Source organism: Candidatus Pantoea floridensis, from assembly GCF_900215435.1.
Taxonomy (GTDB): Bacteria; Pseudomonadota; Gammaproteobacteria; order Enterobacterales; family Enterobacteriaceae; genus Pantoea; species Pantoea floridensis.
Genome location: NZ_OCMY01000002.1, coordinates 631085 through 657295 on the forward strand (window position 1 = coordinate 631085; position 26211 = coordinate 657295).

Consider the following 26211-nt stretch of genomic DNA (forward strand, 5'->3'; position numbering starts at 1 on the left):
AAAATACGCAGGAGTAGGGAACATGGGGCTGGTATCCCGATTACGTAACGTGCGCATTACCCGCAAATTGTCGGCAGGATTTGGCATCGTGCTACTGTTAGTGGCGCTGGCGACCGGCTTGAGCGTGCAGCGCTTTAACGCCATTCATGACATCTATCAGAAAATGAACCTGATTTATGACATCAACATCGACGTGTTCCAGGCCAAAATTAACCGCCTCAAATATCTTTATGGCGATGACAAATCCGGTCAGGTGATGGCGAACTACGTTAGCCACGCGCAGCAGCTCACCCGCGAAGCCAAACAGCTTTCATGGACGCAAGGGGCGCGGGAACGGGTTGATGAACTCGCCACGCATCTCGCCAGCTTTCAAAACAGCATCGGCGCAATGACGCAGGCCACGCAGCAGCTCAATAGCCTGCGTTCCCAGCTTGATGCGCTGAGCCAGCAGGACATGACCTCTCGTTACACCCAGCTCATCCGCACCCCCGTCATCAATCCCGAACTGACGCAGCAGATCTACGAGCAACTGTTTGCCATCAGCAACGTACGTGAAGAAGCCTGGGCATTACGTTTTAACGTGAGCGCGACGCTACGTGAAACGCTGGAGAACCATGTTCAGCAGGCCGATCGGGGCATGCAAGCATTACTGTCCCAGTTACCGCCGGAACAGCAGGGCGAATTTAACGCCCTGTGGCAGGACACCGAAAAATTCAAAAACCTCAGCCTGCAAGCGGCGGATGCGTATGGTCAGCTGCGCGCTGCGGAAGATACAGTCAAAGTGGCGGGTGATAAAAGCAGCGCGGCAATCAAACAGATCATCAGCATCGTTAAAGCGCGCAACGATGAGCTCGCCAACGATTCTGCGACGATGTCGTTGCTGATGGGCGGTTTAGCGATCCTGTTTGGCGTGCTGGTGGCGTGGTACATCATCCGCCAAATCACCCGGCCAGTGTTCCACAACCTGCAGCTAGCAGAGCGTATCGCCAGCGGCGATCTTAGTTCGCATTTCGCAACCGATAGGAAAGATGAGCTGGGTAAATTGACGTCGGCGATGGGACGCATGAACGAGCGATTGCGCAGCATGATTGGCGAAGTGTTGAGCAGCGTCAGCAGCGTGTCGCAGGCAGCCAGTGCCATCAATCAAGGCAACCTCGATTTATCCTCGCGCACCGAACAACAAGCTGCGGCAGTGGTGCAAACCGCTGCCAGCATGGAGCAACTGACCGCTACGGTGAAGAACAACGCCGCCAATGCGCGTCAGGCCAGCCAGATTGCCGCGGAAGCCTCGCAAAACGCCAGTAAAGGCGGCATTGCGGTACGCGATGTGGTGAACACCATGGGTGAAATTTCTGATAGCTCGAAAAAGATTGCTGATATTACTTCAGTCATTAATAGCATCGCTTTCCAGACCAATATTCTGGCACTGAATGCCGCGGTAGAAGCCGCCCGCGCTGGTGAGCAGGGACGCGGTTTTGCAGTGGTTGCCAGTGAAGTGCGTAATCTGGCGCAGCGTAGCGCCGGCGCGGCAAAGGATATTGAGCAACTGATCAGTGAGTCGGTGGGACGTATTAGCAATGGCCACCAGCAGGTAGCACGCGCGGGTGAAACCATGGATAAAATCCTCGGCAGTATTGCGCGCGTGAATGAGATCATGGAAGAGATCTCAGCCGCATCGGATGAGCAGAGTCGCGGCATTGAGCAGATCGCGCGCGCGGTTGGCGAACTGGATACCACCACGCAGCAGAATGCTACGCTGGTCAGCGCCTCTTCTCATTCGGCCAACTCGCTGGAAGAGCATGCGATGATGCTGGAACGGTTGGTCGCACAGTTCCGGCTGCAAGGGGTAGGGCAGTAAAACCCTTAAGGTGGAGATCGATGCAGTTCGATTTCCACCGTTTTACTTGAGCGGTGAAGTGCAAGGTGAATATTCTTAAAATAAAGCGATCCGCTGATAACTTTTCCCGTTAAACTGCTGATCTTGTCGACCTGATACTTCACGTGCATGAGCTACTACTCACCAGACGATAACCACCTTAAGCGGCGCTCTCAACGCTTCGTCCGCCGCATGTTCATCATGCGCCAGCTCGGCACGATTTTATGTTTTTTCCCAATTCTCTCGGTCCTGATGGAGATGCAACGCGATCTAGCGTTTAGCGCGCTGTTATTTGTGAATGCTTTCCTCTGGCCATGGCTGGCTTATCGTCGGGCGTCGGCGGCTGAAGATTCCACCACCACAGAGCGCCATAATTTAACGCTCGATGCCGCATTCGGCGGTATCTGGGTTGCGCTCATGGCGCTGAGCCCGCTGCCTTCATTTATCATCATGGCGGTGTTGGCATCGGATCGTTATGCCGCAGGGGGACCAGCCCAGCTGATTGCGGCGATGCAGGCCTTTCTCTGTGCGTTTGTCATGGTGTGGCTGGTAGATGGCGCGGGGGTAAATCTGACGTTTAGCATGCAAACCGTCTGGTTGACGTTACCCCTGGCAACGAGCTATATGCTGGTGCTCAGCGTGGCGTCGTACAATCTCACCTGGCAGCTGCGCCAGCGTAATCGCGAGCTGGAGCGTATTGCGCTGATGGATCCCGGCCTGGAGATCCCAAATCGGCGTCTGTTCGAGCGTCGCCTCGAAAGCGAATTTCTCAGCACGCGCCGTGGCGACAGCGCCGCCTATTTGCTGCTGATGGATCTCGATTACTTTAAATCGGTCAACGATACGTGGGGCCACGAAGCCGGAGATTTCCTGCTGGCGGAGATCTCCGCACTGCTGCGCAATCAGGTGGGTTTGCTGGATATTCCGGCACGCTTTGGCGGCGATGAATTGGGCGTGATTGTGCATCACGCCACTGACGAATCGATCGTATTACTGGCAGAACGGCTTAAAGAGAAAATCGCCCAGGTGCGTTTACCGGCGTCGGCGGAGTTTCGCTGCTCGGTGAGTATTGGCATCGCCTCGGCGGCTAATGCTGAGACGATGCGCCACTGGCTCAGTCACGCCGATGAAGCGTTGTATGAGGTGAAGCGTGCCGGACGCAACGGCGTGCGTTTATGGCAACCCTCGCTGGCCGGCGCGGCCTGAATCCCGCATGCGTTTAACGCGCACGCTACAGCATTGCTCTGTATTACCGTAAGAACGCCATTTTTGGCGTAATGCTGCCATCGCATAGAGGTGGCCCATTTTCCATCAAATGATAAGGTTAGGTTTCCATGAACCTTATAAGCAGGAACGAACGTGAGTATTTCAGAGAAATATGAATGGCATAAGGATAACTACCTGGTAAGTACAGACAGGGAAAAACTTGACGTGCAGGCTATCCATCGCTATCTGACGAGATCCTCGTGGGCTAAAGGCATTAATCTGGCTGTTGTCAGCGCATCAATTGAAAATAGCCTTAACTTTGGTGTTTATCATGATGGAACCCAGATAGGTTTCGCTCGTTTGATAACCGATTATGCTACGTTCGCTTACCTTTGCGATGTCTACGTTCTTGAAGAATATCAGGGTGAGGGGCTGGGAAGATGGGTGATGGAATGCATACATCATCATCCAGTATTTGAGCAACTACGCCGGATCATGCTGTTCACAACAACAGCGCCCTGGCTCTATGAAAAGTTTGGCTACGAGCCTGTGAATCGGGAAAACTATGCATGGACTATCACCCGGCCAGATATTTATGCCAATGAAAATAAGCGTGATTGACTTACACTGATATTCCGTTCACCGCTGGCTTACTCACTCCTGAATAGGCAGCGTCCGCCCTGGTATTAGGGCGGCCACTATTATGCCGCCCAATGTGGAATCCGGCCGGCCACAGCGCTTTGCATCATACATGCAAATCAATCACCACCTTCCCGACATGTGCGGCAGATTGCAGATAACGATAAGCTTCCTGCGCTTCAGCAAAAGCAAAAACACGATCGATTACAGGTTTAATCGCACTGGTTTCAATCGCCCTGACCGCAGCGCGTAGATCCGCCGTCGAACCGGTATTATTGCCCACGATATTCAACATTTTCTGCATAATCGGCAGCACCGGCACCTTTAGCTCTGCCCCGCCCACAAATCCAATCACAAAAATCGTTGCGTTGAAGGCTGCGGCATCGATCGATTTTGCGAATGTTGCAGCACCAACCGATTCCAGTACCAGGTCTGCGCCATGACCGTTCGTCAGCTTGCGTACCTCAAGTTCCCATTCGGGCTTTTCGTGATAGTTAATGCCTTCATCGGCGCCCAGCGCTTTAACCCTGGCCAGTTTTTCGTTGGAGGAGGAAAGAATAATCACCCGTGCGCCCGCGGCTTTGGCGTATTGCAGCGCAAACAGACTCACGCCACCCGTGCCGAGCAGCAAAACAGTGCTGCCAGGCTGAACTTTGCCACGTACGATGGCGTTCCATGCCGTAGTGGCGGCGATAGGTAACGTTGCGGCCTGCTGCCAGCTGAGTGAATCAGGTATACGCACCAGCGAATCAGCGGGCACCACAGCGAAGTCCGCCAGCCCACCATTGATCGTAACACCGCGCAAGGCGTGAAGATGCTGAGGGTGAATCGCGCCAGCATGCCAGCTGTACATCATGCCGGGCACCACTCGTTCGCCGATGTGCCAGTCACTCACCCCTGCGCCTAACTCAACAATCTCTCCCGCGCTGTCTGCACCCGGAATAATGGGCTGCGCGAGGGTACCAAACTGACCGGTAGCCAAGGCTAAATCAAGGTAGTTAAGACTCACCGCATGTTGACGAATCACCACCTCACCATAGGCCGGTTGTGGGCGTGGCAGTTCGCAGAATTTAAGATTGTTAATGGTGGGGGCCGTTAGCTGAATGGCTTGCATAGCGTTCTCCTGTTAAATAAGTGCAACCAGTGTGTGGTATAAACAGACGCTATAATTGATGCCAAAACCAAATAACTGTTGCACAGGGAGCAAGAATGCAGGATGACGATTTCCGTCAGCGCGAAGCTTTTTTAGCGGTGGTACGTGCCGGGAGTTTTAGTGCAGGGGCACGCGCGTTGGGACGTGATGTTTCGGTCATTTCCCGCCGTATCGCTGCGTTAGAGAAACGTCTCGGTATTCGTCTCATCGAACGTACCACGCGTCGCATCCGACCCACAGAAGAAGGCCAGCGCTATCGGCATAAAATAGAGTTAGCCGATGAAATGCTGCGTGAAGCGGAAGAAGAAGCGCGTGCGTTGGCAGCCCGCCCGGCGGGTACTATTCGTCTAACGGTACCCGCATCCTTTGGACGAAGCTGGGTCGTGCATGCGCTACCGGGCTTTTTACAGGCTTATCCTGATATCCGCATTGTGCTGAATTGCAGCGACCGCTATGTCGATCTACTGGGTGACAATTTTGATATGGCGATCCGTATTGGTGTCCTTACGGATAGCAGGCTGGTTGCGCGCAAGTTGGCGGACACCCGACGCATACTGTGCGTTGCGCCAGCGTATCTGCAGCAGCATCCCGTGTTAGCGCACCCGCAGGATCTTCGTCAGCACGATTGTCTGGGATTCACGCCGATGCACAGTTGGCCAGAATGGCGACTGGAAAAAGAGGGCCAACAGATCGCAGTCCCGGTGCAAACACGTTATGAGAGTGATGAGATGGATGCGCTGATCCTGGCCGCTCAGGCGGGTATGGGCGTGTTGCTGGCGGCCAACTGGCTGGTACAAAAAGAGTTGGCCGAGGGATCGTTAGTGCCGGTAATGTCGGACTGGCAGGCGATTGGGGAAGATGGCGTCTGGTTGATGAAGCCTTCCAGCCAGTTACAGTCAGCGAAGATTGGTGCATTAACTGAGTGGCTGGTCGCGTGGTTTGCTGTCCCACGCTGGTGAAGAGGGCGGGCGCGCATCAGGGCTGCATTTTCAGGGCAATGCAGCCCTGATGCACGAACGGCTTAACACCTAACGTGCGAACTTGCGCGATCCTACCACGCAAAGAATGACTCCCAGCGTGATAGCAATCATCAAAGGGCTGACGGCTTCATTCAGTAACGAAGCAGACAAGCCAAGGCCAAAAAAGGGTTGTAATAGCTGAAGCTGGCCGACTGCAGCGATGCCACCGCTAGCGAGGCCTTTGTACCAGAAGATAAACCCAATCAGCATGCTGAAGAGGGAAACATAGCCAAGCGCTAGCCAGGCAGAAGTACTAATTTGGCTAACGGATTCAGGCAAAGTGACAAACGACGCCGCCAGCGTGAAAGGGAGCGACACGATCAGTGACCAACTGATGACCTGCCAGCCGCCTAGCTGGCGTGAAAGTTTGGCTCCTTCTGCGTAGCCCAAACCACAGACCACCACGGCTGCAAGCATCAGCACATCGCCGGTTAAAGAGACGGCGACGTTCTGAGAAAGCGCGAAACCAACCACCAGCAGACTACCTATGATGGAAAAAATCCAGAAAGCGAGCCGTGGCCGCTCGCCTCCACGAATCAAACCAAACAGGGCGGTGGCAAGCGGCAGCAGGCCTAAAAACACAATCGAGTGGGCCGAGGTAACATGCTGCAAAGCCATTGCGGTCAAGAGCGGAAAACCAACCACCACGCCGAGTGATACCACGATTAACGAGACGATGTGGCGAAGAGATGGGCATTTTTCTCTGAAGCCGCAGATAAGCATCAGCGCCAGCGCTCCCGCGATTGACGCGCGGCTGAAGGTCAAAAAAAACGGGTCGATATCCTGAACGGCAATGCGCGTTGCCGGAAGTGAGCCGCTGAAAATAATGACGCCCAGTAGACCGTTCAGCCAGCCAGACATCGCAGCTTTATCATGTTTATGCACCACCGTATTAGCCACGCTAAACCTCTTTTCAATGGATGGATGAAGACGACGCTTCTCTAGACGCGTTGACGCTACGAATGGTAAACGCCACAATCCATAACAATCAAAATATTGTCATGGATACATTGGATGAAAGCGCGCTATAAGGAAATTGTTGATGAATACGCGGCGGCCATTCGCCTGGGTGAGCTGACTGCCGGTACACGCTTGCCTACGCACCGGGTCTTAGCTGCGACCCGCCGCATTTCACTGGCCACCGCAACACGCGTTTATGCCGAACTTGAGAAAATGGGGCTGGTTAGCGGCGAAGCCGGACGGGGTACCTTTGTACGGGAGATTTCCCTGCCAGCGGGCTTGGGCATGGATCAACAAGTCGTCGCCACCGACGTGGTGGATCTCAATTTCAACTATCCCTCATTACCTCACCAGGCCGAACTGCTGCGCGATGCGCTACGCAATCTCACAACCTCAGGTGATTTGGAATCACTGCTGCGCTATCAGCCCCATGCAGGCAGACAGAACGATCGTGAGGCAATTGCAAGCTGGCTTACCGGTTTTGGCCTCAAGCCTGCTGCTGAAAACATTCTCATCGTGAACGGCGCACAGCATGGCTTGACTGTTGCCGCGATGGGGATGCTCCGTCCGGGGGATGTCGTGGCCGTTGATGCGCTGACCTATTCGGGGTTCAAAGCTCTGGCCACGCTGTATCAGCTGGAGCTGGCTCCCGTGCCCGTCACCTCAACCGGACCCGATCTCAATGCACTGAGACAGCTTTGCAAACGGCGCCGTATCAAGGCCATTTACACGATGCCGACTCTGCATAATCCGCTTGGCTGGGTGCTCGACCATGCGCAGCGGCGCGAGATCACCGGCATTGCTCGCGAACATGATTTAGTGATCATTGAGGACGCTGCCTACGCTTATCTGGCGGAGCGTTCTCCGCCGCCGTTTGCCTTGCTCGCTCCCGAAAGAACCCTTTATGTGACGGGCTTTGCTAAAAATATTGCTGCCGGGCTGCGGGTGGGTGCGGTGGTATGTCCGCCAGCATTTCGCCCAGCGATCGAGCGAGCTATTCGCGCCACGGTGTGGAACACGCCATCGCTGATGACGACGCTGGTGGCCGGTTGGCTGCAGGATGGGACTATCAGGCGGCTGGAATCATTAAAACGGAAAGATGCTCGCCAGCGGCAAGCTCTGGCGCGGGAAAGGTTGGGATCGCTCGATTACGTTAGCCATGAGAATTCTTATTTTATCTGGCTACCGCTGGCAGAAGAGATCCGCGCGGAACAGGTGGTGCGCCAGCTGTTGAACCAGCATATTTCTGTTTCAACAGCCGAGCCGTTCAGTACTGCCCCAAACGTTCCGCACGCAATACGTCTCGCTCTGGGGTCAGTGAGCCTGGATAAGCTGAAAATGGCGCTGGATAAAGTGGGCGAAGTTATTCAATATCAGCGATATATTTGACTCGCACACCCGACAAAGCGGTTTGCCCATCATCATTGATAACGCATCTTTCTACGCCTCAGGTTTTTTCAGCCTTGAGACCAGAACCATGCTGCCGATGATGACAACGGCGGCCAGTAATACCATGCCCTGAAGACCGGCTGCGGCTATCACCCGGCCTCCGGCTAGTGCACCGGTTCCGATCGCGGCGTTGAAAATGGCCACGTATATAGCTGACGCCGGTTGTGCCGCCTCTCCAGCGCTACGAAGCAACCACGTCTGCAACCCCACAAACACTATCGAGATCCCTGCGCCCCATACTCCGAGCAGCAGCGCGGTGCACCAGAAAGGAAGAGGAGCCGCGCTTCCCAGGCCAAGCAGGCCGAGTGCGCCAGCACTCATGAGAAGTGCAATGAAAATTAGCCCTTTGATATGACGATCAATCAGCTTACCGGCAATAACATTTCCCACCAGACCGGCAAGCCCTAACGTCAGCAGCAGGGCAGAAATGGAGGCCGCCGGTACCGCCTGAGCCTGCGTCAGCAGGGGTTCAAGGTAGGTGAACGCCGCAAAGTGCGCCGAAATAATGCAGGCAGTTGCCACGTAAAGGCTGAGGAGCAGCGGGTTTTTGATGATCCCGCAATAAACCTGCAGCTTTAGGGGTTGCGATGCCGCCAGCGTCGGAAGCGTCCAGTACAAAGCACAGGCCGTGGCAAGTGCCAGCAGAGAAATGGCCATAAATGCATTACGCCATCCGGCGATATCCGCAATAAAACTGGACAGCGGGACACCCAGAACGCTGGCAGCCGAAACGCCGCCAAAGATAATTGAGGTGGCAAGCCCCAACTTTTCGATGGGAACCAACTGTACTGCCACGGTGCCGATGAGTGCCCAGAAAGCCCCGTGTGCCAGTGCGCCTGCCATACGCGCACTCATAAACGTGTTTAATGAGTGGGATTGGGTCGCCGCCATACATGAAAGCGCAAGGACCAGCATCAGAACCACAAGCAGCGCTTTGCGGGAAATCCGTGCTGGTATGGTCCCGGACAGTAGCGCGGCCAGTGCGCCAACCCAGCCATAGGCTGTCACGACAAGACCTGTGCCAGATTCAGTCTGCTGCAGATCCTTCGCTAACATGCTGAGCATACCAACAGGTGCCAGCTCGCTGGTTACAATGGAAAAAGCACTGATTCCCAGCGCAATCACAGCTATCCAGGCGCGTGCAGGTGACGGCCGTACGTGTAAAACGGTATCGCTCATGTAATCAATATCCTTCAATAAAATCGTGAGAAGTCTGCGAGGGAACGTTTAGGACCGGCTAGATACAGGCACCTACGCCTTTCATCCCTTCTGGCGGATACGTTGAGTGATAGCCTCGAATTATGTGTTTGCATGTTTATCTCCTTGTGAAGGTGGCAGTATCATCCCTCTTAAAGTGATAAAACAGAGCTGAAAACGGAGAGCCGTTTTCCATAAATGGAAAAAGCATGAAGAGAGATTTCAACTGGGACGACACGCGGATTTTCCTGGCCATTGCTCGAGCGGGAACGTTGAGTGGCGCGGCTGAAGCGTTAGATATGGGCATTGCTACGATTTCCAGAAGGCTGGATCGGCTTGAGCAATCGCTGGCAATACCGCTTTTCAGCAGGCACCAAAGTGGATACCGGCTAACGGACGATGGTGAGGCACTGCTGGAGCGGGCGGAGGCGCTGGAATATGCAGGCCTTACATTCGGCGAGACGGCGAAACTGCAGGGTAATGTGGCCGGGCTGGTTCGGCTGGCAACATCGGACAATCTGGCCACGCATGTTATTTTGCCGTCACTGACAAGGCTTCTAAATCGCTATCCCGACCTGCGGCTGGAGTTACACAGCGGCGTGCAGTCCGTCAACCTGCACCGCAGGGACGCAGATTTAGCCATTCGCATGGTCAAGCCTGATGCCGGGAATCTGACGTTAAAACGGTTGGGAACCGTAGGTTTTGGCGTATACGGTGCCAAAAAGTATCTTGAAGCTCTCGGGAGTTTACCGCTGGACGAGGCTCAATATGTGACCTGGACTGACGCACATCAGCACCTGCCTGCTGCGCGTTGGGTCACACGAAAACTTCGAGGCAGGCCATGCAGATTAGAGGCGAACACGCTGGTTGCGCAGGTTTCAGCAGTGGCTGCGGGGCTGGGATTAGGCGTGTTACCGCACTTTATGGCGAGGGAAAACGGTCTGCATTGTGTGACCGCTGATATCGGTGCGGATCAGGCATTATGGCTGGTGATGCATTCTGACTTAGCTGGCTCACGCAGAGTCAGAGCAATCGCTGATCATTTAATTGCCGTATTTGATGAGCAGAAAGATAAATTGGCGCTGCCATGAGCAAAATAAAGGTAATAAAAAACCCGCGCTGGGCGGGTTTATTTTATTATCACGAGAGCTTAACTGCTCAGACTATTGTCTTCATCGCTATTGTAAGCGCCACTGATAATAACGCCGATTACAGCGGCGTAACGTTTCCAGCAGCTGGACCTTTAGCACCATTTTCAATGGTGAAAGAGACTTGCTGACCTTCATCGAGGGTTTTGTAATTGTCGCTCTGAATCGCAGAGAAATGGACAAAGACATCCTTGCTGCCGTCGTTCGGCGTGATAAAGCCAAAACCTTTATCCGAGTTAAACCATTTTACTAAACCAGTCATTTTATTAGACATAGATACTTCCTTAATTGATGAGCCACTAAGAGCGGCGATGATGGCCTGTAGTTAGAGAGTGACTTATTGGGCACTTAGGAGGAGGCTCACGAAGAAGGGTATCTTGAGATAACACCTGAACTGAGGACTGCTTTACTAAAACTGCTTTCATAAGGTCTGTATTCCAAACCGATGGCGCTATTAAGACATAGAGAAATTAATTTAGCAACATTAAGGTATAATTATTTTAACCGCTTAAATGCCCAGATGGCTATATGCCTGTAAATTTCAGCTGATTGCAGGGTAATTATTGTTTTTTTACTGAAGCTCTTTGAGAAAGGGGCCAGATAAAAGCCCCAAAATAGTAACGTTAATAATTATTGGCGGAAGCACACCTTAAACGTCGAGTGTGATGTTATGGGCGCTGCACTGGAGCTTAATATTACGGGTTCATGGCTCCAAAGATAGCATCGTAGGTGCCATCTCGCTCAGCCCACCGCCGCGCATGATCGCGCTCCAGCAGAAGCTCTCCTCGGGTGATCTCGTCACGTTCGAGAAGTTGCATCACCTGTGCGATGTAGTCGCCAGTCGGCATGGCGCGAGGATCGGCGGCCTGCTGTACGCCCGTCAGTTCCGTTTGCACATAGGGTGGTGAAAGCTCCAGCACTTCCACAGGAATCTTGCGGAGTTGATGACGTAGAGACGTAAGCCAGGAATGTAGAAAAGCTTTACTCGCACAATAGGTTGGATAACTGGTAAGAGGGAGGAATGCCAGAGCAGAACTGGTTGCCATGATTGTCGCATTTGGATTCTTTTTCAGCACTGGCAGCAAGGCCGACGTCACGCGGACTACGCCCAGGATGTTAGTTTCGATGATCTCCTCAGCGTCCGTTACGTCCCAGCTATCCGCCGTGACGTCCTCTGACCGAGAAATGCCGGCATTTGCAATGAGTACATTAAGATCCGGAAATCTGGCGTGGATGTCTTCAGCGAGGCGGGCCAGTGAAATAGGGTCGCCGAGATCCAACGGTAAGCCGACGATAGCTGGACGTTTTGCAATAATTTCGTCGAGCAAGTTTTGACGGCGCCCAGTGACAATAACGCGATTTCCGCGGTCATGAAATGCCTCAGCGAGCGCACGGCCTATACCACTTGTGCCGCCAGTAATCAGAATAGTGTTTTCAGTCATCTTCATGGTGGTTACCTTTCCATCAGGGTGCTAAGGGGAAGGCCACGATAATTTTCATGAATTCTGGTGCAGGGGATCTTCGAAAGCCCACATGGCTAATGTAGCCATACTGTGCAAGTTCGGTTCAGGGATCCACCAAAAAGAGAAGAATGAAGGCAATACCGTGGCGCCTGTTCCGAGTTCCCTCTGCTGAGGCCCTCTCGGTATTGGGCGCGTTGGATAACGATAACGCCTGCGGCAAGACCATAAAGATGGCTGCGAAATCAACTGTATCTTTGAGGCCTCTCAATTGTCAACCCGCGTCCGTCTGCCGCACCTCTTTATCGCTTGATTTGCGTATTACCGCAGCACACCCGCACGAGTGATACCTTGAATTGATAGACCCAAAATATAGTTATTTGTTGTCAATTCAGTTTTATTTTAACCAAACGAAATATCAGCAGAGACTGTGACAAGATTAATCAATAAGATGAAATACCTCAATCATCCACATATTTTTATCAAAATGCAGCAGGGCCAGATATAGCCTTTTATTTTTATGGATTAGGATTAAGTATTATTTAGTATCGGTATTAGCGGAACGTATACTTCTGGTAAAACCCTTTTTTCGGCAGGGCTCGCCCGGTACTTACAGAGTCAGGGAAAGAAAGTTCAGATTATTCATTATGATGATTTTCATCATCCTTTCCCTGCCATACAGTGGACAGATGGACGTGACGACGAAATAAATGCTTTTTATAATAAGGCCTTCGATAGCGGGAAACTCATTAATGAAGTCCTCATCCCACTGGAAGAAAAAGGTGTACTCAACAAAGAAATTGACTGTATAGATCTTGGCAGCGGTCAGCAGACGAAAAAAATTCACCTGGATATTGATGTAAAAACCATCGTTATTCTGGAGGGGGTTTTGCTGTTCCGAGCGCCCATACTGCCTTTTTTAAACTATAAGATTTTTTTGGATATATCGGACAAGGAAATGCTACGACGGGGAACCGTCCGGGATGTGCCGAAATTTGGTCACAGCATTCTCGATTTATACAGAAGTCGATATATTCCTGTTCACCATCGTTACCTGGAAGAGGATTCTCCCAAAGCGATCTCCGACATCGTACTGGATAATACCCACTATGACACCCCGGTAATGTTAAGCTCAGAAATACAATAATTATTTGATGCCTCTTTCTGGATTGTCACAACACCCTATTAGAACAAGGGGCTCTCAAGCCCCTCAAAAAACCGTTTTAAGCATTCTGCCGCGTCGCGGCTAATACAATTTCCCGAACGCATACGTATTCAGGTTGCGAATAGGCATACTCAATCGCATGAGCCACATCTTCCGCACTCAATACTTTACCGCCCATCTCTTGCTTCCACTGGTTATATCCGGTTTTGATATCATCATTCGTTGTATGGCTTAGCAGCTCGGTTTCAACCGCTCCGGGTGCAATCACAATAACGCGCACGTTATGTGGGGAGAGCTCCTCACGTAAATTTTCTGACATACCATGAACGGCAAATTTGGTTCCAACATAAACAACATGATTTGGGAAAGTCTTACGCCCCGCAACGGAACTGATGTTGATAATGGTGCCCGCTTTACGTTCAATCATGCCCTTAGTAACAGCATGGACGCCATTCAATAGGCCTTTCACATTCACATTAAGCATTTGCTCCCACTCATGCGGGGCCTGATGTTCAACAGTGCCCAGCAGCATCACACCCGCGTTGTTAACCAGCGCATCTACCGGCCCAAACTGCTGCTCAGCTTCATTTACTGCTGCAGTAAATGCATCAATATCAGTGATGTCTACCGCACGGCACAGCGTATTGGGCAAGTTTAAGGCGTTCATACGGTCAACACGGCGTGCCAGCAGCAGCAGCGCATGGCCGCGAGCAGACAACAACTTAGCGGTGGCCAACCCGATACCAGAACTTGCTCCAGTAATAACAACTAAAGCTTTGGCTGAATTGCTCATCAACATTCCTCATAAATAAAAATGATAGCTTAATGGTGGGCATCACTTTAAATTGGCGTAATTTTGATGAAAAATCGTTTATTTCTTTTACAGGCATAAAATTTAATTATGGATAAGCGACAGCTGACAGCTTTCCTTTGTGTGTTTGAAGAACGCAATATTACCCGGGCGGCTGCAGAGCTAAGTCTGACCCAACCCGCACTCTCCGCTACCATCAAAGCTCTTGAAGAAGAGTTAGGTACGCAGTTATTCGTGCGTAAACCACGTGGAGTGGAGGTGACCGAAGACGCACGAGTCCTTTATCCTCACGCCCGACGAATGATGGGCGAAATGAGTGCGTTAACCGCTCGATTCCGCAAAAAGCATGATAAGTTTCCGCTCAGTTTAGGTATTGAACAGGATATTGCCTCATCCCAACTGATCACCCTGCTGGAACGAATCAATCATAATTTGCCAGATGTGTTATTAACGCTGACGCCTGGATGTAGCGGCGATATCCGCCTGGGCTGCGAAGGTCAGCTTTGCGAAGACGAACTCTTTATTCCGCTATTTGATGAGCGCTATGTGCTGGCTTTTCCACTCAATCACCCGATGAGTCAAATCACCGAATTAACCGCTAAGCAGCTCAACGATCAACCTTGGGTGATGTCTCCGGAGCACGAATCCCATCAGCGTTTCCTGCCGCTATATGGCACTTCTGGCAATTTTCCTCGTGCTAACGCGGGAAGTTTCACGTTAGCACTGAACCTGGTTGCCGCGGGTGTTGGCTTAACTATCGCTCCGGTTTCATTAGTTGAAGAGCAGTGTAATGTGGCTTTTCGTTCTCTTCCCGGTTATCCACTCATGCGCCGAACCGGAATTTGCTATGCGATGCATACGCAGCTAAATCCAATAATTGAACAATTACTGGCTAACGTCAGTGAATAAAGTGATTGATTAGAGGTAACGACATCATATCCAGTAGATCGTAGATAACTTCGGCGTTATCACCTCTACCGGGACGTGAAATGACGGAAATTCATTGGGTACCATCAAAATTATGAGCGTAACCTGGGGTTATCGTGTTCCCCATCGCAGTTGGTTAGTGAGGAATTAACCTCAAACTTCATCCTCTAATGAAGCCGTAAAGAACTGGCACAGCAGCTGCCAAAGATAATGCGCGGCAGGCGTCAAACGGTGATCGGCGCTGCGCAGCAGATGACACTGACTTTCTTTGGCGATGCGATGATCAATGGGAACAGCCACCAGTTCGCCGCGTTGCAGCGGTGCTTTCACCGATTGAGCAGTCATAAATGAGATGCCTAAACCGGCCTGCGTTAGCGCAATGGCGCTGGAAAACAGATTGCAACAGTAGGAAGGCGTAAAAATAATCCCTTCACTTTTGAAGATGGCGTTGATGTAACGCTGCAAACCAAACTTTTCATCCATGGCAATTAAACGATGCTGGGTTAATTGGCTGGCGCTGACGGCTGTAAGCCCTGCCAGCGGATGATCCGGCGGCACGATGGCGCAAATAGGGCCGCGCTGAAAACTCAGGCATTTCACGCCCGGCGGTCCCGCTGGGCCGAAGCTCACCGCCATATCCACTTCTCCTTTTGCTATCAGCATCACCGTGGTTTGCATATCGCCTGACATGATGTTCACAAACACGCCAGGGTAGGCGAGAGAAAATGCCTGCACCACATGCCTGACGACATCGTCCACCATGCCTTGTCCGACGCGCAGGTTAATTGAGCCGCCGCGCATATGACGCAAATCCTGCAGCTGCCGCTCCAGCATCTTACGGCGCTGGCTGGTTTGGGCGAAATCCTCCGCCAGCATTTTGCCCGCTTCGGTCAACACCACGTTGCGTCCGCGCCGCTCCAGCAGCGGCAGTTGCAGGCTGCGTTCCAAAGATGAAAGCTGCCGGCTAATCACTGAGGGATTGATTCCCAGCGCATCTGCCGCGCGGCGAATACCGCCATGCAATCCAACTTCATACAAATAGCTTATGGATTTCTCAGGATAAGTGGACAACGTCATACTTTTTGCCAATCTGTTGCTCTCAGAGCAACAATATTAACATTTACTCCTCATTTTTTAACGTCAATATTTCTGCGCATACTGGCTGTGACACTAAGACAGATGGGTAATAACATGAAAAATATAAAAGATTATTTGCAGCACCATGCCGATGAAATTCTGGGAGACATCAAACGTCTGGTGGCGGCGGAATCGCCTTCGCACGACAAACTGGCGGTTGACGAGTGTGGTGAAGTGTTGCAAAGCCTGTTTCAGCAACGGTTAGGCATTAGCGCTAGCGTGTCGCGGCAGCAGGAGTACGGCAATCACCTCAAATTCACCTTGGGCGATAGCGGGCCGCAAACAACTATCATCGGCCATTTCGATACCGTCTGGGATCGGGGCGAACTGACGCTACGCGAAGAAGAGGGCAAGTTATTCGGGCCAGGCGTACTGGATATGAAAGCCGGGCTGGTTCAGGCGATTTGGGCAGTGCGCGCCTTGCAGGCGCTGGATCGGCTGGTGGGCAAACGCATCGTTTTCCTGTGTAACAGCGATGAGGAGTTAGGCAGCCCGAGCTCCAGCGACTGGCTGGCGCAACATGCGCCGGGAGCCGATCAGGTTTTAGTGGTTGAGCCTGCCGTGGCGGGCAGCGGGGCGCTGAAAGTGGCGCGCAAAGGCACCGGACGTTATGACATCACCATCGCCGGGCAAGCTGCCCACGCCGGCAATAATCCGGAAGAGGGCGTGAGTGCAATTCAGGAGATGGCCCAGCAAATTCTGGTGCTGCATGCCCTGAATGCGCCAGAGCGCGGCACCACGGTCAATGTCGGCATCGCCAACGGCGGCGGTCGCATCAATGTGGTGGCGGACCACGCGCAACTCGGTATTGATACGCGCGTCACGTGCGAAGAAGAGGCACAGCGCATTGATGCGGCCATCAATCAACTTCAGCCATTTAGCGCGGGGATTGGTTTACGCATCAGCGGTGGACAGAAGCGTCCGCCGATGCGCCAGACGTCCGCCTCGCTGCTGCTGTTAACGCGCGCCCAGCGGGTGGCGCAGGCGCTGGGCTTTTCGCTGGAAGGAAAATCGGTCGGCGGCGGCAGCGACGGCAATTTTACGGCGGCTTTGGGATTACCGACGCTGGACGGTCTCGGCGCAACCGGTGCGGGCATCCACGCACGTCATGAGCACATTATTATTGCTGACATCGTCCCGCGCGCAGCGTTAGTGGCAGGCATGATCCTCGCAGACAGTGAGGAGGTCACGCCATGTCACAACTAAACATTCAGCAGGCCAGCAGCGCAGCGCCCGTGCAGGAAAGCGGGCAGAGTCCTTATCTTTTGCTGTTTATCATTTTGGTTCTGGCGGCGGTAGCAACATGGCTAATTCCGGCCGGCGTCTTTGATTTCGTCACGCGTGACGGGATCAAATTTGCCGTAAAAGACAGTTTGCATGCGGTACCGCAAAGCGGGGTTTATCCGCTGGAAATCTTTACGGCGATTGCCAAAGGGATGGTGAAATCCGCACCGATTATCTTTCTGATTCTATTTACCGGTGGCGTGCTGGCGGTGGTTGAGGAAACGGGTGCCATCGCCACGGCGTTGAATTCCCTGTCGCGCAGCACGCGCCTCAGTGACACGCGCATGGTGCTGATTTTCGGCACTATCTTTGCCTTGTTAGGCACTACCGGTGTCGTGGTCAACGCGGTGGTGGCGTTTGTGCCCATTGGCCTGCTGGTGGCGCGCTCAATGGGGTTGCCGCCAATTTTGGGCGCGTCGCTGGTTTACCTCACCTGCGCGGCGGGTTTCAACGTGGCAATCCTCAACCCGGCGACCACCGGTTTAACTCAGCATCTGGCACAGCTGCCGTTGTTCTCAGGCATGCTACTTCGCGGTATTACCTGTTTGCTGTTTGTCGTCAGCGCGATTGCTTACCTGATCTGGTCAATCCGTCGCGCGCGTCAGGATGGGTATCTGCGGCCAAAACAGGCGCAGGGCGCTGAGCAAACGGCGAAGGTTACTGGTCGTCATAAGCTCATTTTAAGTACGGTCGGGCTGTCGCTGCTGCTGTTCATTAGCGGGGCGGTGAAGTTTCACTGGGGCACCAGTGAGATGTCGGCGATGTTTATCTTACTCTCAATTGCCGTGGGGTTGATGGGGCGCATGTCGGGTTCGGATATCGCCAACACCTTCCTCAGCGGCTGTTCGAAGCTGGTGAAGGGCGGGTTTATCGTCGGCATGGCAGCCTCGATTTCGCTGGTGCTGCAGCAGGGCAACGTGCTGGACCCGATTGTCGGTTTCCTGTCTGATTTGCTGGCGCCTATTCCGCCAACCGCAGCAGCGATTGGCATGTTTATCAGTGCCGCCTTGATGCACTTCGGCATCTCTTCCGGTTCCGGCGAGTCTGCTTTGCTGATTCCCATCTTCTCACCGCTCGGCGATAACCTTGGTTTGACGCGTCAGGTAATGGTGCAGACGGTGCTGCTGGGTGAAGGCATCGTAAACTGCATGAGCCCTACATCAGGCGTGCTGATGGCGGTTTTGGCCACGGCGAACGTGTCGTTTGGCAAATGGCTGCGTTTTGTTGCGCCGGTCATCGCCGTGTGGTTTGTTATCTGCGTAGTGATGCTGCTGATTGGCGTGGCGATAAACTGGGGACCGTTCTGATATAAAACCAGGAAGCGCGAAAGGGCTTCCTGGCCGCTTCTGATACGTTTATAAAACGGATTTTATCGGCCCATAGCCATGGGCATTTGGCCCGTCAGAAATTTCCTATAGCAATAACAAGCAACTATAATCTACCCGGTTAAGTGGCTTGATCTGCTCTCTTAGCACGTCAGCTTTTCCACCCCCTTTTCATGTCGATGAATTTCAGAGGCATAAACTATGCGAAGTCTTCAGGCGACCTGGTCTCTTATCTTGATTCTGAGTGTCTTTCCTGCCAGCGCGGCTGGCACGCTGAGTGATGGCTGGGAATGGCTCAAGCAGGACGTTTCTCAAACCTGGCAGGAACCGCAGTATTACGATCTCTATTTGCCCTTTATTAGCTGGCACGCGCGCTTCGCTTACGATAAAGAGAAAACGGACAACTATAATGAAACGCCGTGGGGCGGTGGCTTCGGCGTTTCACGCATCAATGAAGAGGGTAACTGGAGCGCGCTCTATGCGATGGCATTTAAAGATTCGCATAATGAATGGCAGCCGATTGTTGGCTATGGTTGGGAGAAAGGTTGGTATCTGGACCAGCAGCGCGATTTTCGTCTCGGTCTGGGGCTAACCGCTGGCATTACGGCACGGGATGATTTCGCCAATTATGTCCCGCTGCCCATTGTCCTGCCGCTGTTCTCTGCGGGCTATAAACGCCTCAACGTGCAGTTCACTTACATTCCCGGCACCTACAATAACGGCAACGTGCTGTTCGCCTGGTTACGCTATGCGTTCTGATGCCGCTAACGCACTGTACAAAGATAAAATTGGCAAACTCCTTAAGCGAACAGCCGTGGGCGTGTTGGTTTTACTCATCGTGTTTCTGGGGATTCGCGGTTATCAATCCGAGCAGGGGCCGCCATTGCACCGCTGGCATACCTGGGCCGCACATGAAATGGCGAAAGATGAGATTGATCGCGCCAGCTTCGCTGATTATCTGGCGCGAGAAGATGCCATTTTCCATGACATGAAAGTCAATGTAACCGATCAACTCAGTGATGAGGATAAAACGCCACTTAACCGCTTTAACCAACACAGTTCAGTTTATCCAGCGCGGTTTGATACCGACTGGAATCGCTCTTTTATTCTTGAACCAGAAGGTGAGGTGAAAGGTGCTGTGGTATTGCTGCATGGGTTAACCGATTCGCCCTACAGCATGCGTTATCTGGCGCAGGCCTATCAGCAAAAGGGCTTTGTAGCGGTGGTGCCGCGCTTGCCCGGTCACGGCACGGCACCCGGCTCGCTCACTAAAGTCGACTGGCAAATGTGGATGGCGGTGACCCGCTTAGCGGTGCGCGAAGCCACGCGCCTGGCGGGAAACAATGTGCCCTTACATCTGGTTGGCTACTCCAACGGCGGCGCATTAGCCGTGAAGTACAGCCTCGATAGCCTGCAAAATAACGCGCTGCGTAAACCGCAGCAGATTGTGCTGTTGTCGCCGATGATTGGCGTCACCGCCTATGCGCGATTTGCCGGATTAGCAGGCTGGCCAGCAGCCATTCCAGGATTCGCCAAAGCCGCCTGGCTGAGTATCGTTCCGGAATATAATCCCTTTAAATACAACTCATTTCCTGTGCGCGCCGCGCGTCAATCCTGGCTATTAACCCAGGCCATGCAGGATCAAATGCTGCACATCATACGCAGCGGAAAAATGCAGGCATTTCCACCGGTGCTGACCTTCCAGTCCGTGCTGGATTCCACCATCAGCACCCGCGCGGTCGTGAATGCGTTTTATCGCTATTTGCCGGATAACGGCAGCGAGCTGGTGATGTTCGACATCAATCAGGCGGCAAACCTACGCGCGCTCTTCAGACCCGCACTGTATTCGGCAGCAAACAGTTTATTGCCCCCGGCACCGCGTCGCTACACATCCACGGTGATCACCAATGCGTCGCCCAATACCTATGACACCGTGGCGCGTATTACCCCGGCTGAAGAAACTCAAGAGAGAGTGCGTTCATTGCATGCGGCGTGGCCGCAGGATACGTATTCTCTATCGCATATTGCGCTGCCATTTCCGCTTAGCGATTCGTTGTATGGCCGCGAACCGAGCGAAAGGAACCGTTATGGCATTAGCTTTGGCACCATTTCACTGCGTGGCGAAACCGCCAGCCTGATCGTTGGGCTTGATACCCTGATGCGCAATACATCCAATCCGTTTTTTGATTTTATGATGCTGCAGATAAAAGGGCGCATCGATTGCAGCAGCCAGGCTGATGTTCAACCCTGCCTTAAAGCGTTATGACTTGTTTCAACCAGCCGCTGGCGAGAATCAGCCGCGACAGCAACACCGAGGCGGCAAAGGTGACCACAATCAGCGTCAGCTTGGTGGCTAACGAGGTAATCGGAATCAGCGCTGTCACCAGGTGGAATACCGAATAATGCAGGATGTAGACTCCGGTCATGGTTTTGCTAATGGTCCCCAGCAGGGCTTCTTTTATGGCCGCATTGCGGCGAAAGCGCACCTCGCTGGCGGCAATGACCAGCGCCACCACCAGCAGATAGATTTGCGATCCGGTCAGGATGAAGGCATTGCGATCGGCTTTAAACAGCGCAAAGAAGAAGTGCTGCTCGTAAAACCAGGTGAAAAGATAAATAACGGGCAGGGCGATAATCGCGCCGCGCGCCACCTTTTTGCGCGCCATCCAGTCGGCAATTAGCGCATCGCCCAGCAGCTGGCCGGTTAAGTAAAACAGCAGCCACGTCCAGAGGCGATATTGCGGTTCAAGACTAAAGAGGTGCTCATCAGGATACAAAACCGAGAGCAGGTCGTAGCCGTAAGAAAAGACCAGCAGGCTAAACACCAGCCCACAGAACAGCAGCCGATGCCGGCTAAGCCAGAGCAGCAGCGGATGAAAACTGTAGATAATAATGAATGAGAAAACGAACCACGGTTGAATCAAATAGCCGCGCTGATAAGGTTCCCACAGGTAATAGATCGTCATCCAGAAGAGAAACACGATCACCACATTTCTGATCTTTCCTATCTGCCAGTGCACATCCTGCTCGGCGCGCGCATCCATAATCCCGGCGACGACAAAAAACAGCGGCGTAGCAATGGTGGAAATAAAGGTAAGAAACGCCAGAATCCAGTGGTAATCATAATCGTAGCGATCCCAGGTGTTGTACAGGGTGAAGAACGTCACTGCCGCCATGCAACCCAGGGTTTTGATGACATTGAGCCCGGTATTATTCATGACGCGGTTTGGCGATGGAAGCAGGCATAGATCACCGGCAGAACCAGCAGCGTCAGTACGGTTGCAAAGCCCAGGCCGAACATAATCACCACCGCCATGCTTTGAAAAAATACATCACGCAGCAGCGGCGCGAGTCCCAGCACGGTAGTGAAAGCCGTGAGCAAAATCGGGCGCAAACGCGAGGTGGCGGCATAGAGGATCGCTTCTCCCAGCGGCTTCAACAGCTTCTGTTGTTCAATCTCCTCAACCAGCACAATTCCGTTACGGATCAACATGCCACTCAGGCTTAACAGGCCAATAAGGGCCATAAAACCAAACGGAATGCCGGTGATCAAGAAACCGGGCGTGACACCGATTAGCGCCAGCGGCACCGTCAGCCAGATGGCAACGGCATTCTTCAGTGAGCTGAACATCAGCACGGTAATGACGAACATCACCAGATACCCCAGCGGCAGCGAGGTAAACACTCCTTGCTGCGCCTCACTGGAACTTTCGGCATCGCCTCCCCATTCGATGCTGTATCCGTGCGGCAGCGGGATGTGATCAATCAGCGGCTTTACGCGCGCCAGAATATCACCGGACGTATCGTTGCTGAGCGGATTCGGGTCGGTCTGAACCGTCAGCACCCGGCTGCGATCGCGGCGCAGAATCAGCGGATCTTCCCATTGCAAGCTGAAGCCGCTTACAACATTACTGAGCGGAATATACTGCTGCTGGCTCTGGCTCCACACCAGCACATTATTCAGATGATTGGCGTCCTGCCGCTCGCTGGCCGGTGGCCGCACCATTACCGGCAGCAAATCGGCGCCTTCACGATAAAGCCCCACGCGGCTGCCTGAGAAATTCATCTCCAGCGCGTTATCAACATCCTGTTTATCCACGCCTAACTCACGGCCGAGCGCCAGATTGTACTGCGGGCGAATAACTTTGCTGCGGTTTTGCCAATCATTCCGCACGCTATCAGTGGCGGAATCCTGAGTCAGGATGGCATCAACCTGGCTGGCAATCAGCCGCATTCTGTCGGGATCGGGTCCCTTAATACGCACCTCGATCGCGCTGCCGCCGGAAGGGCCAAACATCACCCGTTTGGTGCTGGCGTTCACCTGCGGATACTGGCGTGCAATGTAGCTGTCAATACGCCGGGTAAGGGCGGTGATATTGCGCTGATCGTCCATGCGCACCATGATCTGCGCGTAATTGCTGTACTGGCGCTGCCCGTTGTAAGTGAGAATAAAGCGCATGCTGCCCTGACCAATGGTGGTTACCGTCGAGATCACGCCCTGCTGGCCGGTAATCGATTTCTCAATCTCGCTGGCCATGTTTTCAGTAGATTTGATGTCGGTGCCGTAAGGTAACCAGAGATCGACAAAGAAGATCGGCGTATTGGCAGACGGAAAGAAATTTTGCCGTACCGAGCCGAATCCCCAAATTGCTAACGCCAGCAGCACCGCCATCAGAGAAAGCGTGAGGGTTTTCTGCGTGAGCAGCACCTGCAACATCCGCTGATAAAGCCGATAAAAGCCACCCTCATAAGGTGAGACACTGACCGCGGCGGCTGCTGACGCCTGCGCGTTAAACAGCCACCATTTGATCAGTACCGGTGTGATAGTGAGGGCGCAAAACCAGCTCAGCAGCAGGGAAATCAGCAACACCTGAAACAGCGATTTGCAGTATTCACCGGTAGAATCCTGCGATAATCCGATGGGGGCAAACGCCAGAATGGCGATGATTGTCGCTCCCAAGAGGGGGAAGGCGGTGCGGCGAATAACGAAGTTGATGGTGGTCATGAGGGGCGAGTTTTGCTGGCGCGCCATCAGCACGCCTTCGACAATCACAATGGCATTATCCACCAGCATACTGAGGGCGATGATGAGCGCGCCCAGCGAGATACGCTGTAGCTCAATACCGCACAGATACATGATCAGCAGCGTACCCAGCACATTCAGCGCCAGTGAAAGCGCAATAATTATGCCGCTGCGCACGCCCATAAAAATCAGCAGCACGCCGACCACAATCGCTAATGCCATGAGGAAATTAGCAATAAAGCCATTCACGGAGTGCGCCACTTCCGCAGCCTGATCGTAAAACACATTGAGTTGGATGCCCGCTGGCTTTTCTGCCGACATCTGCTGCAGTTTGGCCTCCAGCGCACGACCAACGTCAATCACGTTTACCCCAGGGATAAACGAAATTCCCATGGTCACCGCCGGACGTACGTTGGCATGGTAAATGCTGGAGGGCGAATCGCTCAGCCCACGCGAGAGCGTAGCGATATCGCGTAATCGGGTGGTGGCGTGGTCGCCCGGCGGGCTCACCAGCAGATTGCTTAACTCTTCGATGTTTTGAAACTCACCGGTGGGATGCAGGCGGATAGATTCCGTCCCGGCTTTGATCTCTCCCGCGCTTGAAACCACATTCAGGCGGCTCAGCACGCTGGCAAGTTGCGGCAGGGTGATGCCGCGCGCAGCCATCATCGTCAGCGAAACATCGACGTTAATTTGCTGGGGGATCACTCCGCCGAGCGCCACTTTCCCCACGCCCGGAACCAGCACCAGTTCACGACGCAGCTGCTCCGCGTACTGCACTAACTCCGAATTACTGAAGTTATCGCCTGAAATCGTGAAGAAAAAACCGAAGACATCGCCGAAATCATCATTGACGAACGGTGCAGAAACGCCGGGAGGAAAGAAACGCGCCGCGTCGCCCACTCTGCGCCGCAGTTCATCCCATATTTGCGGCAATTCACGGGAATGGTAGCGTGAGGCAATGTTCACTGTAATCTGTGACAGCCCATTAGATGAGATCGAACTGACGTTGTCTAGGTACGGCAACTGCTGCAGCGCGTTCTCCAGTGGCAAAGTGACTTCCTCTTCCACCTGCTGAGCGGAGGCACCGGGATAATGCGTAACCACCACCGCGGTTTTAATGGTAAACGCGGGATCTTCGAGGCGACCAATATTGAGCAGGGCAAAAATACCGCCGACGCCCAGTAACAAAATCGCCAGCCAGACGCGTACCGGATTATCAATAAACTGCCGGGAGATATCCATTACAACCCCCGCTCACGCGTCCAGATGCGCACCGGCTGCTGGGCATGCAGTTCATTCACCCCGGCGGCGACCACGCGTTCCCCTGCCTGAAGTCCGGCGGTAATCACCACGCCGCGATCGGTCACTGCACCGACGCTGACTTTTCGATCCTCCACGTGCAGCCGATCGCCGCTGCCCTGCACAACCCATACGTGGGGTTCGTTACGCTGGCTGTTATCCGGATTGAACACGGCTTCAACAGGTACTACGAGGGATTCACGATCCACATTGGCTGGCAAATTGGCGAGATTAATCGTCACCGTGCCGCTCACTCCGCCTACTGCAGGAAAATCTGCTGGGCGCGGCATAGTCAAAATAATTTGCCATGTCAGGGTGTTACTGCTGCTGCTGCCGGTGTGTTCCTTGTATTCTGCCTGGAATTCACGATCCGGCAGGCTATTAATGCGCACCACGGGTCGATAAGTCATGTTGCGCATATCTAACGCGGTAAACAGGTTCTCCGGCACGCTAAACACCACGTCGAGTAGATCGGTGCGGGTGAGGGTGGCGATGGTTTGACCGGCGGCAACCACCTGATGATTGCGAACATTAACCGTAGCGGCAATACCGCTAAAGGGCGCGGTCAGCGTCATTTGACCCAACTCTTCGCGCGCGATTTGTAGCGCTGCATTGGCGGCATCCCGATTGGCACGCTGCACGTCCATCTCTGCCTGCGAAATTGCCTGCCGGCCTGAAAGCGTTTGAAAGCGGGCAAACTGGCGCTGGGCAAGCGTGGCGGCAGTTTGTCGTTCATTAACGCGTTGCTGGGCTTCGCGTGCGGTTAATCTGGCGATTTGCTGCCCCTGCACCACGCGGGTTCCCTGACGAATATCCAGTGACTCAATCTGCCCTCCACGCTTAAATGACACCTCTGTGGAGTCGCCAGACTCAATGCGAGCCGGAAATATGCGCTGTTGCGATGCGCCGGAAGCCATAACGTCAAAAACTTTGACCATGCGCGGTGGCGGAGCGACTTCCTGCTTTTTTTGATCGCAAGCGGTTGTTATAAAAATAACAATGGCAAGCAGAGTAAAATAACGCGTCACTGTATTACCCTCAGAAATAATGCGTTAATTATCAACTTTATTATTAGTGGCTTATTAGTTTCCCAACATCGAAACTACCGCGTAGGTAAATAAGCCAACGGC

The 26211-nt window shown here is 53.2% G+C and carries 22 protein-coding genes; 12 read left to right on the forward strand and 10 right to left on the reverse strand.

The window, feature by feature from the left end; all coding sequences use genetic code 11:
• The first annotated feature begins 22 nt into the window (after positions 1-22).
• The 3 genes from CRO19_RS23555 to CRO19_RS23565 all read left to right on the forward strand — a co-directional run bounded on the left by CRO19_RS23555 (position 23) and on the right by CRO19_RS23565 (position 3703).
• Entirely contained in the window at positions 23-1858 is a 1836-nt protein-coding gene (locus CRO19_RS23555; RefSeq protein WP_097098249.1) for a methyl-accepting chemotaxis protein, read from the forward strand.
• A gap of 147 nt (positions 1859-2005) precedes the next feature.
• The gene (locus CRO19_RS23560; protein ID WP_097098250.1) at positions 2006-3082 is read left to right on the forward strand and encodes a diguanylate cyclase; all 1077 of its coding nucleotides are present in this window, start codon (positions 2006-2008) and stop codon (positions 3080-3082) included.
• Between the two features lie 153 nt (positions 3083-3235).
• Entirely contained in the window at positions 3236-3703 is a 468-nt protein-coding gene (locus CRO19_RS23565) for a GNAT family N-acetyltransferase (RefSeq protein ID WP_097098251.1), read from the forward strand.
• A 124-nt stretch (positions 3704-3827) separates the two neighbouring features.
• Here the strand turns inward: CRO19_RS23565 and CRO19_RS23570 are convergent, their stop codons facing one another.
• Positions 3828-4835, reverse strand: a complete 1008-nt coding sequence (locus CRO19_RS23570) for a zinc-dependent alcohol dehydrogenase family protein (protein ID WP_097098252.1) — start codon at positions 4833-4835, stop codon at positions 3828-3830.
• Between the two features lie 95 nt (positions 4836-4930).
• Here CRO19_RS23570 and CRO19_RS23575 point away from each other — a divergent pair, with 95 nt between their 5' ends.
• Positions 4931-5833: a LysR family transcriptional regulator gene (locus CRO19_RS23575; protein WP_097098253.1), complete on the forward strand. Its 903-nt coding sequence runs from the start codon at positions 4931-4933 to the stop codon at positions 5831-5833.
• Positions 5834-5902: 69 nt separating this feature from the next.
• Here the strand turns inward: CRO19_RS23575 and CRO19_RS23580 are convergent, their stop codons facing one another.
• On the reverse strand, positions 5903-6754 hold the full coding sequence (locus CRO19_RS23580) for a DMT family transporter (protein ID WP_097098354.1): 852 nt from the start codon (positions 6752-6754) through the stop codon (positions 5903-5905).
• Positions 6755-6907: 153 nt separating this feature from the next.
• On the opposite strand from CRO19_RS23580, the gene CRO19_RS23585 reads away from it, so the two are divergent.
• Entirely contained in the window at positions 6908-8242 is a 1335-nt protein-coding gene (locus CRO19_RS23585; RefSeq protein ID WP_097098254.1) for an aminotransferase-like domain-containing protein, read from the forward strand.
• Between the two features lie 51 nt (positions 8243-8293).
• On the opposite strand, the gene CRO19_RS23590 is transcribed toward CRO19_RS23585, so the two are convergent.
• On the reverse strand, positions 8294-9481 hold the full coding sequence (locus CRO19_RS23590) for an MFS transporter (protein ID WP_097098255.1): 1188 nt from the start codon (positions 9479-9481) through the stop codon (positions 8294-8296).
• 227 nt (positions 9482-9708) lie between these two features.
• Here CRO19_RS23590 and CRO19_RS23595 point away from each other — a divergent pair, with 227 nt between their 5' ends.
• Positions 9709-10590, forward strand: a complete 882-nt coding sequence (locus CRO19_RS23595) for a LysR family transcriptional regulator (RefSeq protein ID WP_097098256.1) — start codon at positions 9709-9711, stop codon at positions 10588-10590.
• 118 nt (positions 10591-10708) lie between these two features.
• Here CRO19_RS23595 and cspE read toward each other — a convergent pair whose 3' ends face one another.
• Both cspE and CRO19_RS23605 read right to left on the reverse strand, forming a co-directional pair.
• A complete protein-coding gene (gene cspE / locus CRO19_RS23600; protein WP_007885867.1) occupies positions 10709-10921 on the reverse strand; it encodes a transcription antiterminator/RNA stability regulator CspE in 213 nt (70 codons plus the stop codon).
• Between the two features lie 421 nt (positions 10922-11342).
• Positions 11343-12095 carry an SDR family oxidoreductase gene (locus CRO19_RS23605; RefSeq protein ID WP_097098257.1) on the reverse strand — a complete coding sequence of 251 codons (753 nt, stop codon included), beginning with the start codon at positions 12093-12095 and terminating at the stop codon, positions 11343-11345.
• A 565-nt stretch (positions 12096-12660) separates the two neighbouring features.
• Between CRO19_RS23605 and CRO19_RS26490 the strand changes: the two genes are divergently transcribed.
• On the forward strand, positions 12661-13254 hold the full coding sequence (locus CRO19_RS26490) for a nucleoside/nucleotide kinase family protein (RefSeq protein ID WP_370659833.1): 594 nt from the start codon (positions 12661-12663) through the stop codon (positions 13252-13254).
• Positions 13255-13330: 76 nt separating this feature from the next.
• On the opposite strand, the gene CRO19_RS23615 is transcribed toward CRO19_RS26490, so the two are convergent.
• The gene (locus CRO19_RS23615; RefSeq protein ID WP_097098259.1) at positions 13331-14065 is read right to left on the reverse strand and encodes an SDR family oxidoreductase; all 735 of its coding nucleotides are present in this window, start codon (positions 14063-14065) and stop codon (positions 13331-13333) included.
• Positions 14066-14173: 108 nt separating this feature from the next.
• On the opposite strand from CRO19_RS23615, the gene CRO19_RS23620 reads away from it, so the two are divergent.
• The gene (locus CRO19_RS23620; protein ID WP_097098260.1) at positions 14174-14992 is read left to right on the forward strand and encodes a LysR family transcriptional regulator; all 819 of its coding nucleotides are present in this window, start codon (positions 14174-14176) and stop codon (positions 14990-14992) included.
• 171 nt (positions 14993-15163) lie between these two features.
• On the opposite strand, the gene CRO19_RS23625 is transcribed toward CRO19_RS23620, so the two are convergent.
• Positions 15164-16087: a LysR family transcriptional regulator gene (locus CRO19_RS23625; protein WP_097098261.1), complete on the reverse strand. Its 924-nt coding sequence runs from the start codon at positions 16085-16087 to the stop codon at positions 15164-15166.
• A 114-nt stretch (positions 16088-16201) separates the two neighbouring features.
• Between CRO19_RS23625 and CRO19_RS23630 the strand changes: the two genes are divergently transcribed.
• From CRO19_RS23630 to CRO19_RS23645, 4 genes are all read left to right on the forward strand, one after another.
• Complete coding sequence (locus tag CRO19_RS23630; RefSeq protein WP_097098262.1) at positions 16202-17353, forward strand: M20 family metallopeptidase; 1152 nt, start codon at positions 16202-16204, stop codon at positions 17351-17353.
• On the forward strand, positions 17341-18738 hold the full coding sequence (locus CRO19_RS23635; protein WP_097098263.1) for a YfcC family protein: 1398 nt from the start codon (positions 17341-17343) through the stop codon (positions 18736-18738). The genes CRO19_RS23630 and CRO19_RS23635 overlap by 13 nt, the downstream gene beginning before the upstream one ends.
• 219 nt (positions 18739-18957) lie before the next feature.
• Positions 18958-19515: a lipid IV(A) palmitoyltransferase PagP gene (pagP, locus tag CRO19_RS23640; RefSeq protein ID WP_097098264.1), complete on the forward strand. Its 558-nt coding sequence runs from the start codon at positions 18958-18960 to the stop codon at positions 19513-19515.
• Positions 19505-21022: an alpha/beta hydrolase gene (locus tag CRO19_RS23645; protein ID WP_097098265.1), complete on the forward strand. Its 1518-nt coding sequence runs from the start codon at positions 19505-19507 to the stop codon at positions 21020-21022. The genes pagP and CRO19_RS23645 overlap by 11 nt, the downstream gene beginning before the upstream one ends.
• Here CRO19_RS23645 and CRO19_RS23650 read toward each other — a convergent pair.
• From CRO19_RS23650 to CRO19_RS23660, 3 genes are read right to left on the reverse strand one after another with little or no spacing between them, the layout of a single operon-like run.
• On the reverse strand, positions 21009-21974 hold the full coding sequence (locus tag CRO19_RS23650; protein ID WP_097098266.1) for an acyltransferase: 966 nt from the start codon (positions 21972-21974) through the stop codon (positions 21009-21011). The genes CRO19_RS23645 and CRO19_RS23650 overlap by 14 nt on opposite strands.
• Complete coding sequence (locus tag CRO19_RS23655; RefSeq protein ID WP_097098267.1) at positions 21971-25024, reverse strand: efflux RND transporter permease subunit; 3054 nt, start codon at positions 25022-25024, stop codon at positions 21971-21973. The genes CRO19_RS23650 and CRO19_RS23655 overlap by 4 nt, the downstream gene beginning before the upstream one ends.
• The gene (locus CRO19_RS23660) at positions 25024-26109 is read right to left on the reverse strand and encodes an efflux RND transporter periplasmic adaptor subunit (protein ID WP_097098268.1); all 1086 of its coding nucleotides are present in this window, start codon (positions 26107-26109) and stop codon (positions 25024-25026) included. The genes CRO19_RS23655 and CRO19_RS23660 overlap by 1 nt, the downstream gene beginning before the upstream one ends.
• Between the last annotated feature and the right edge of the window lie 102 nt (positions 26110-26211).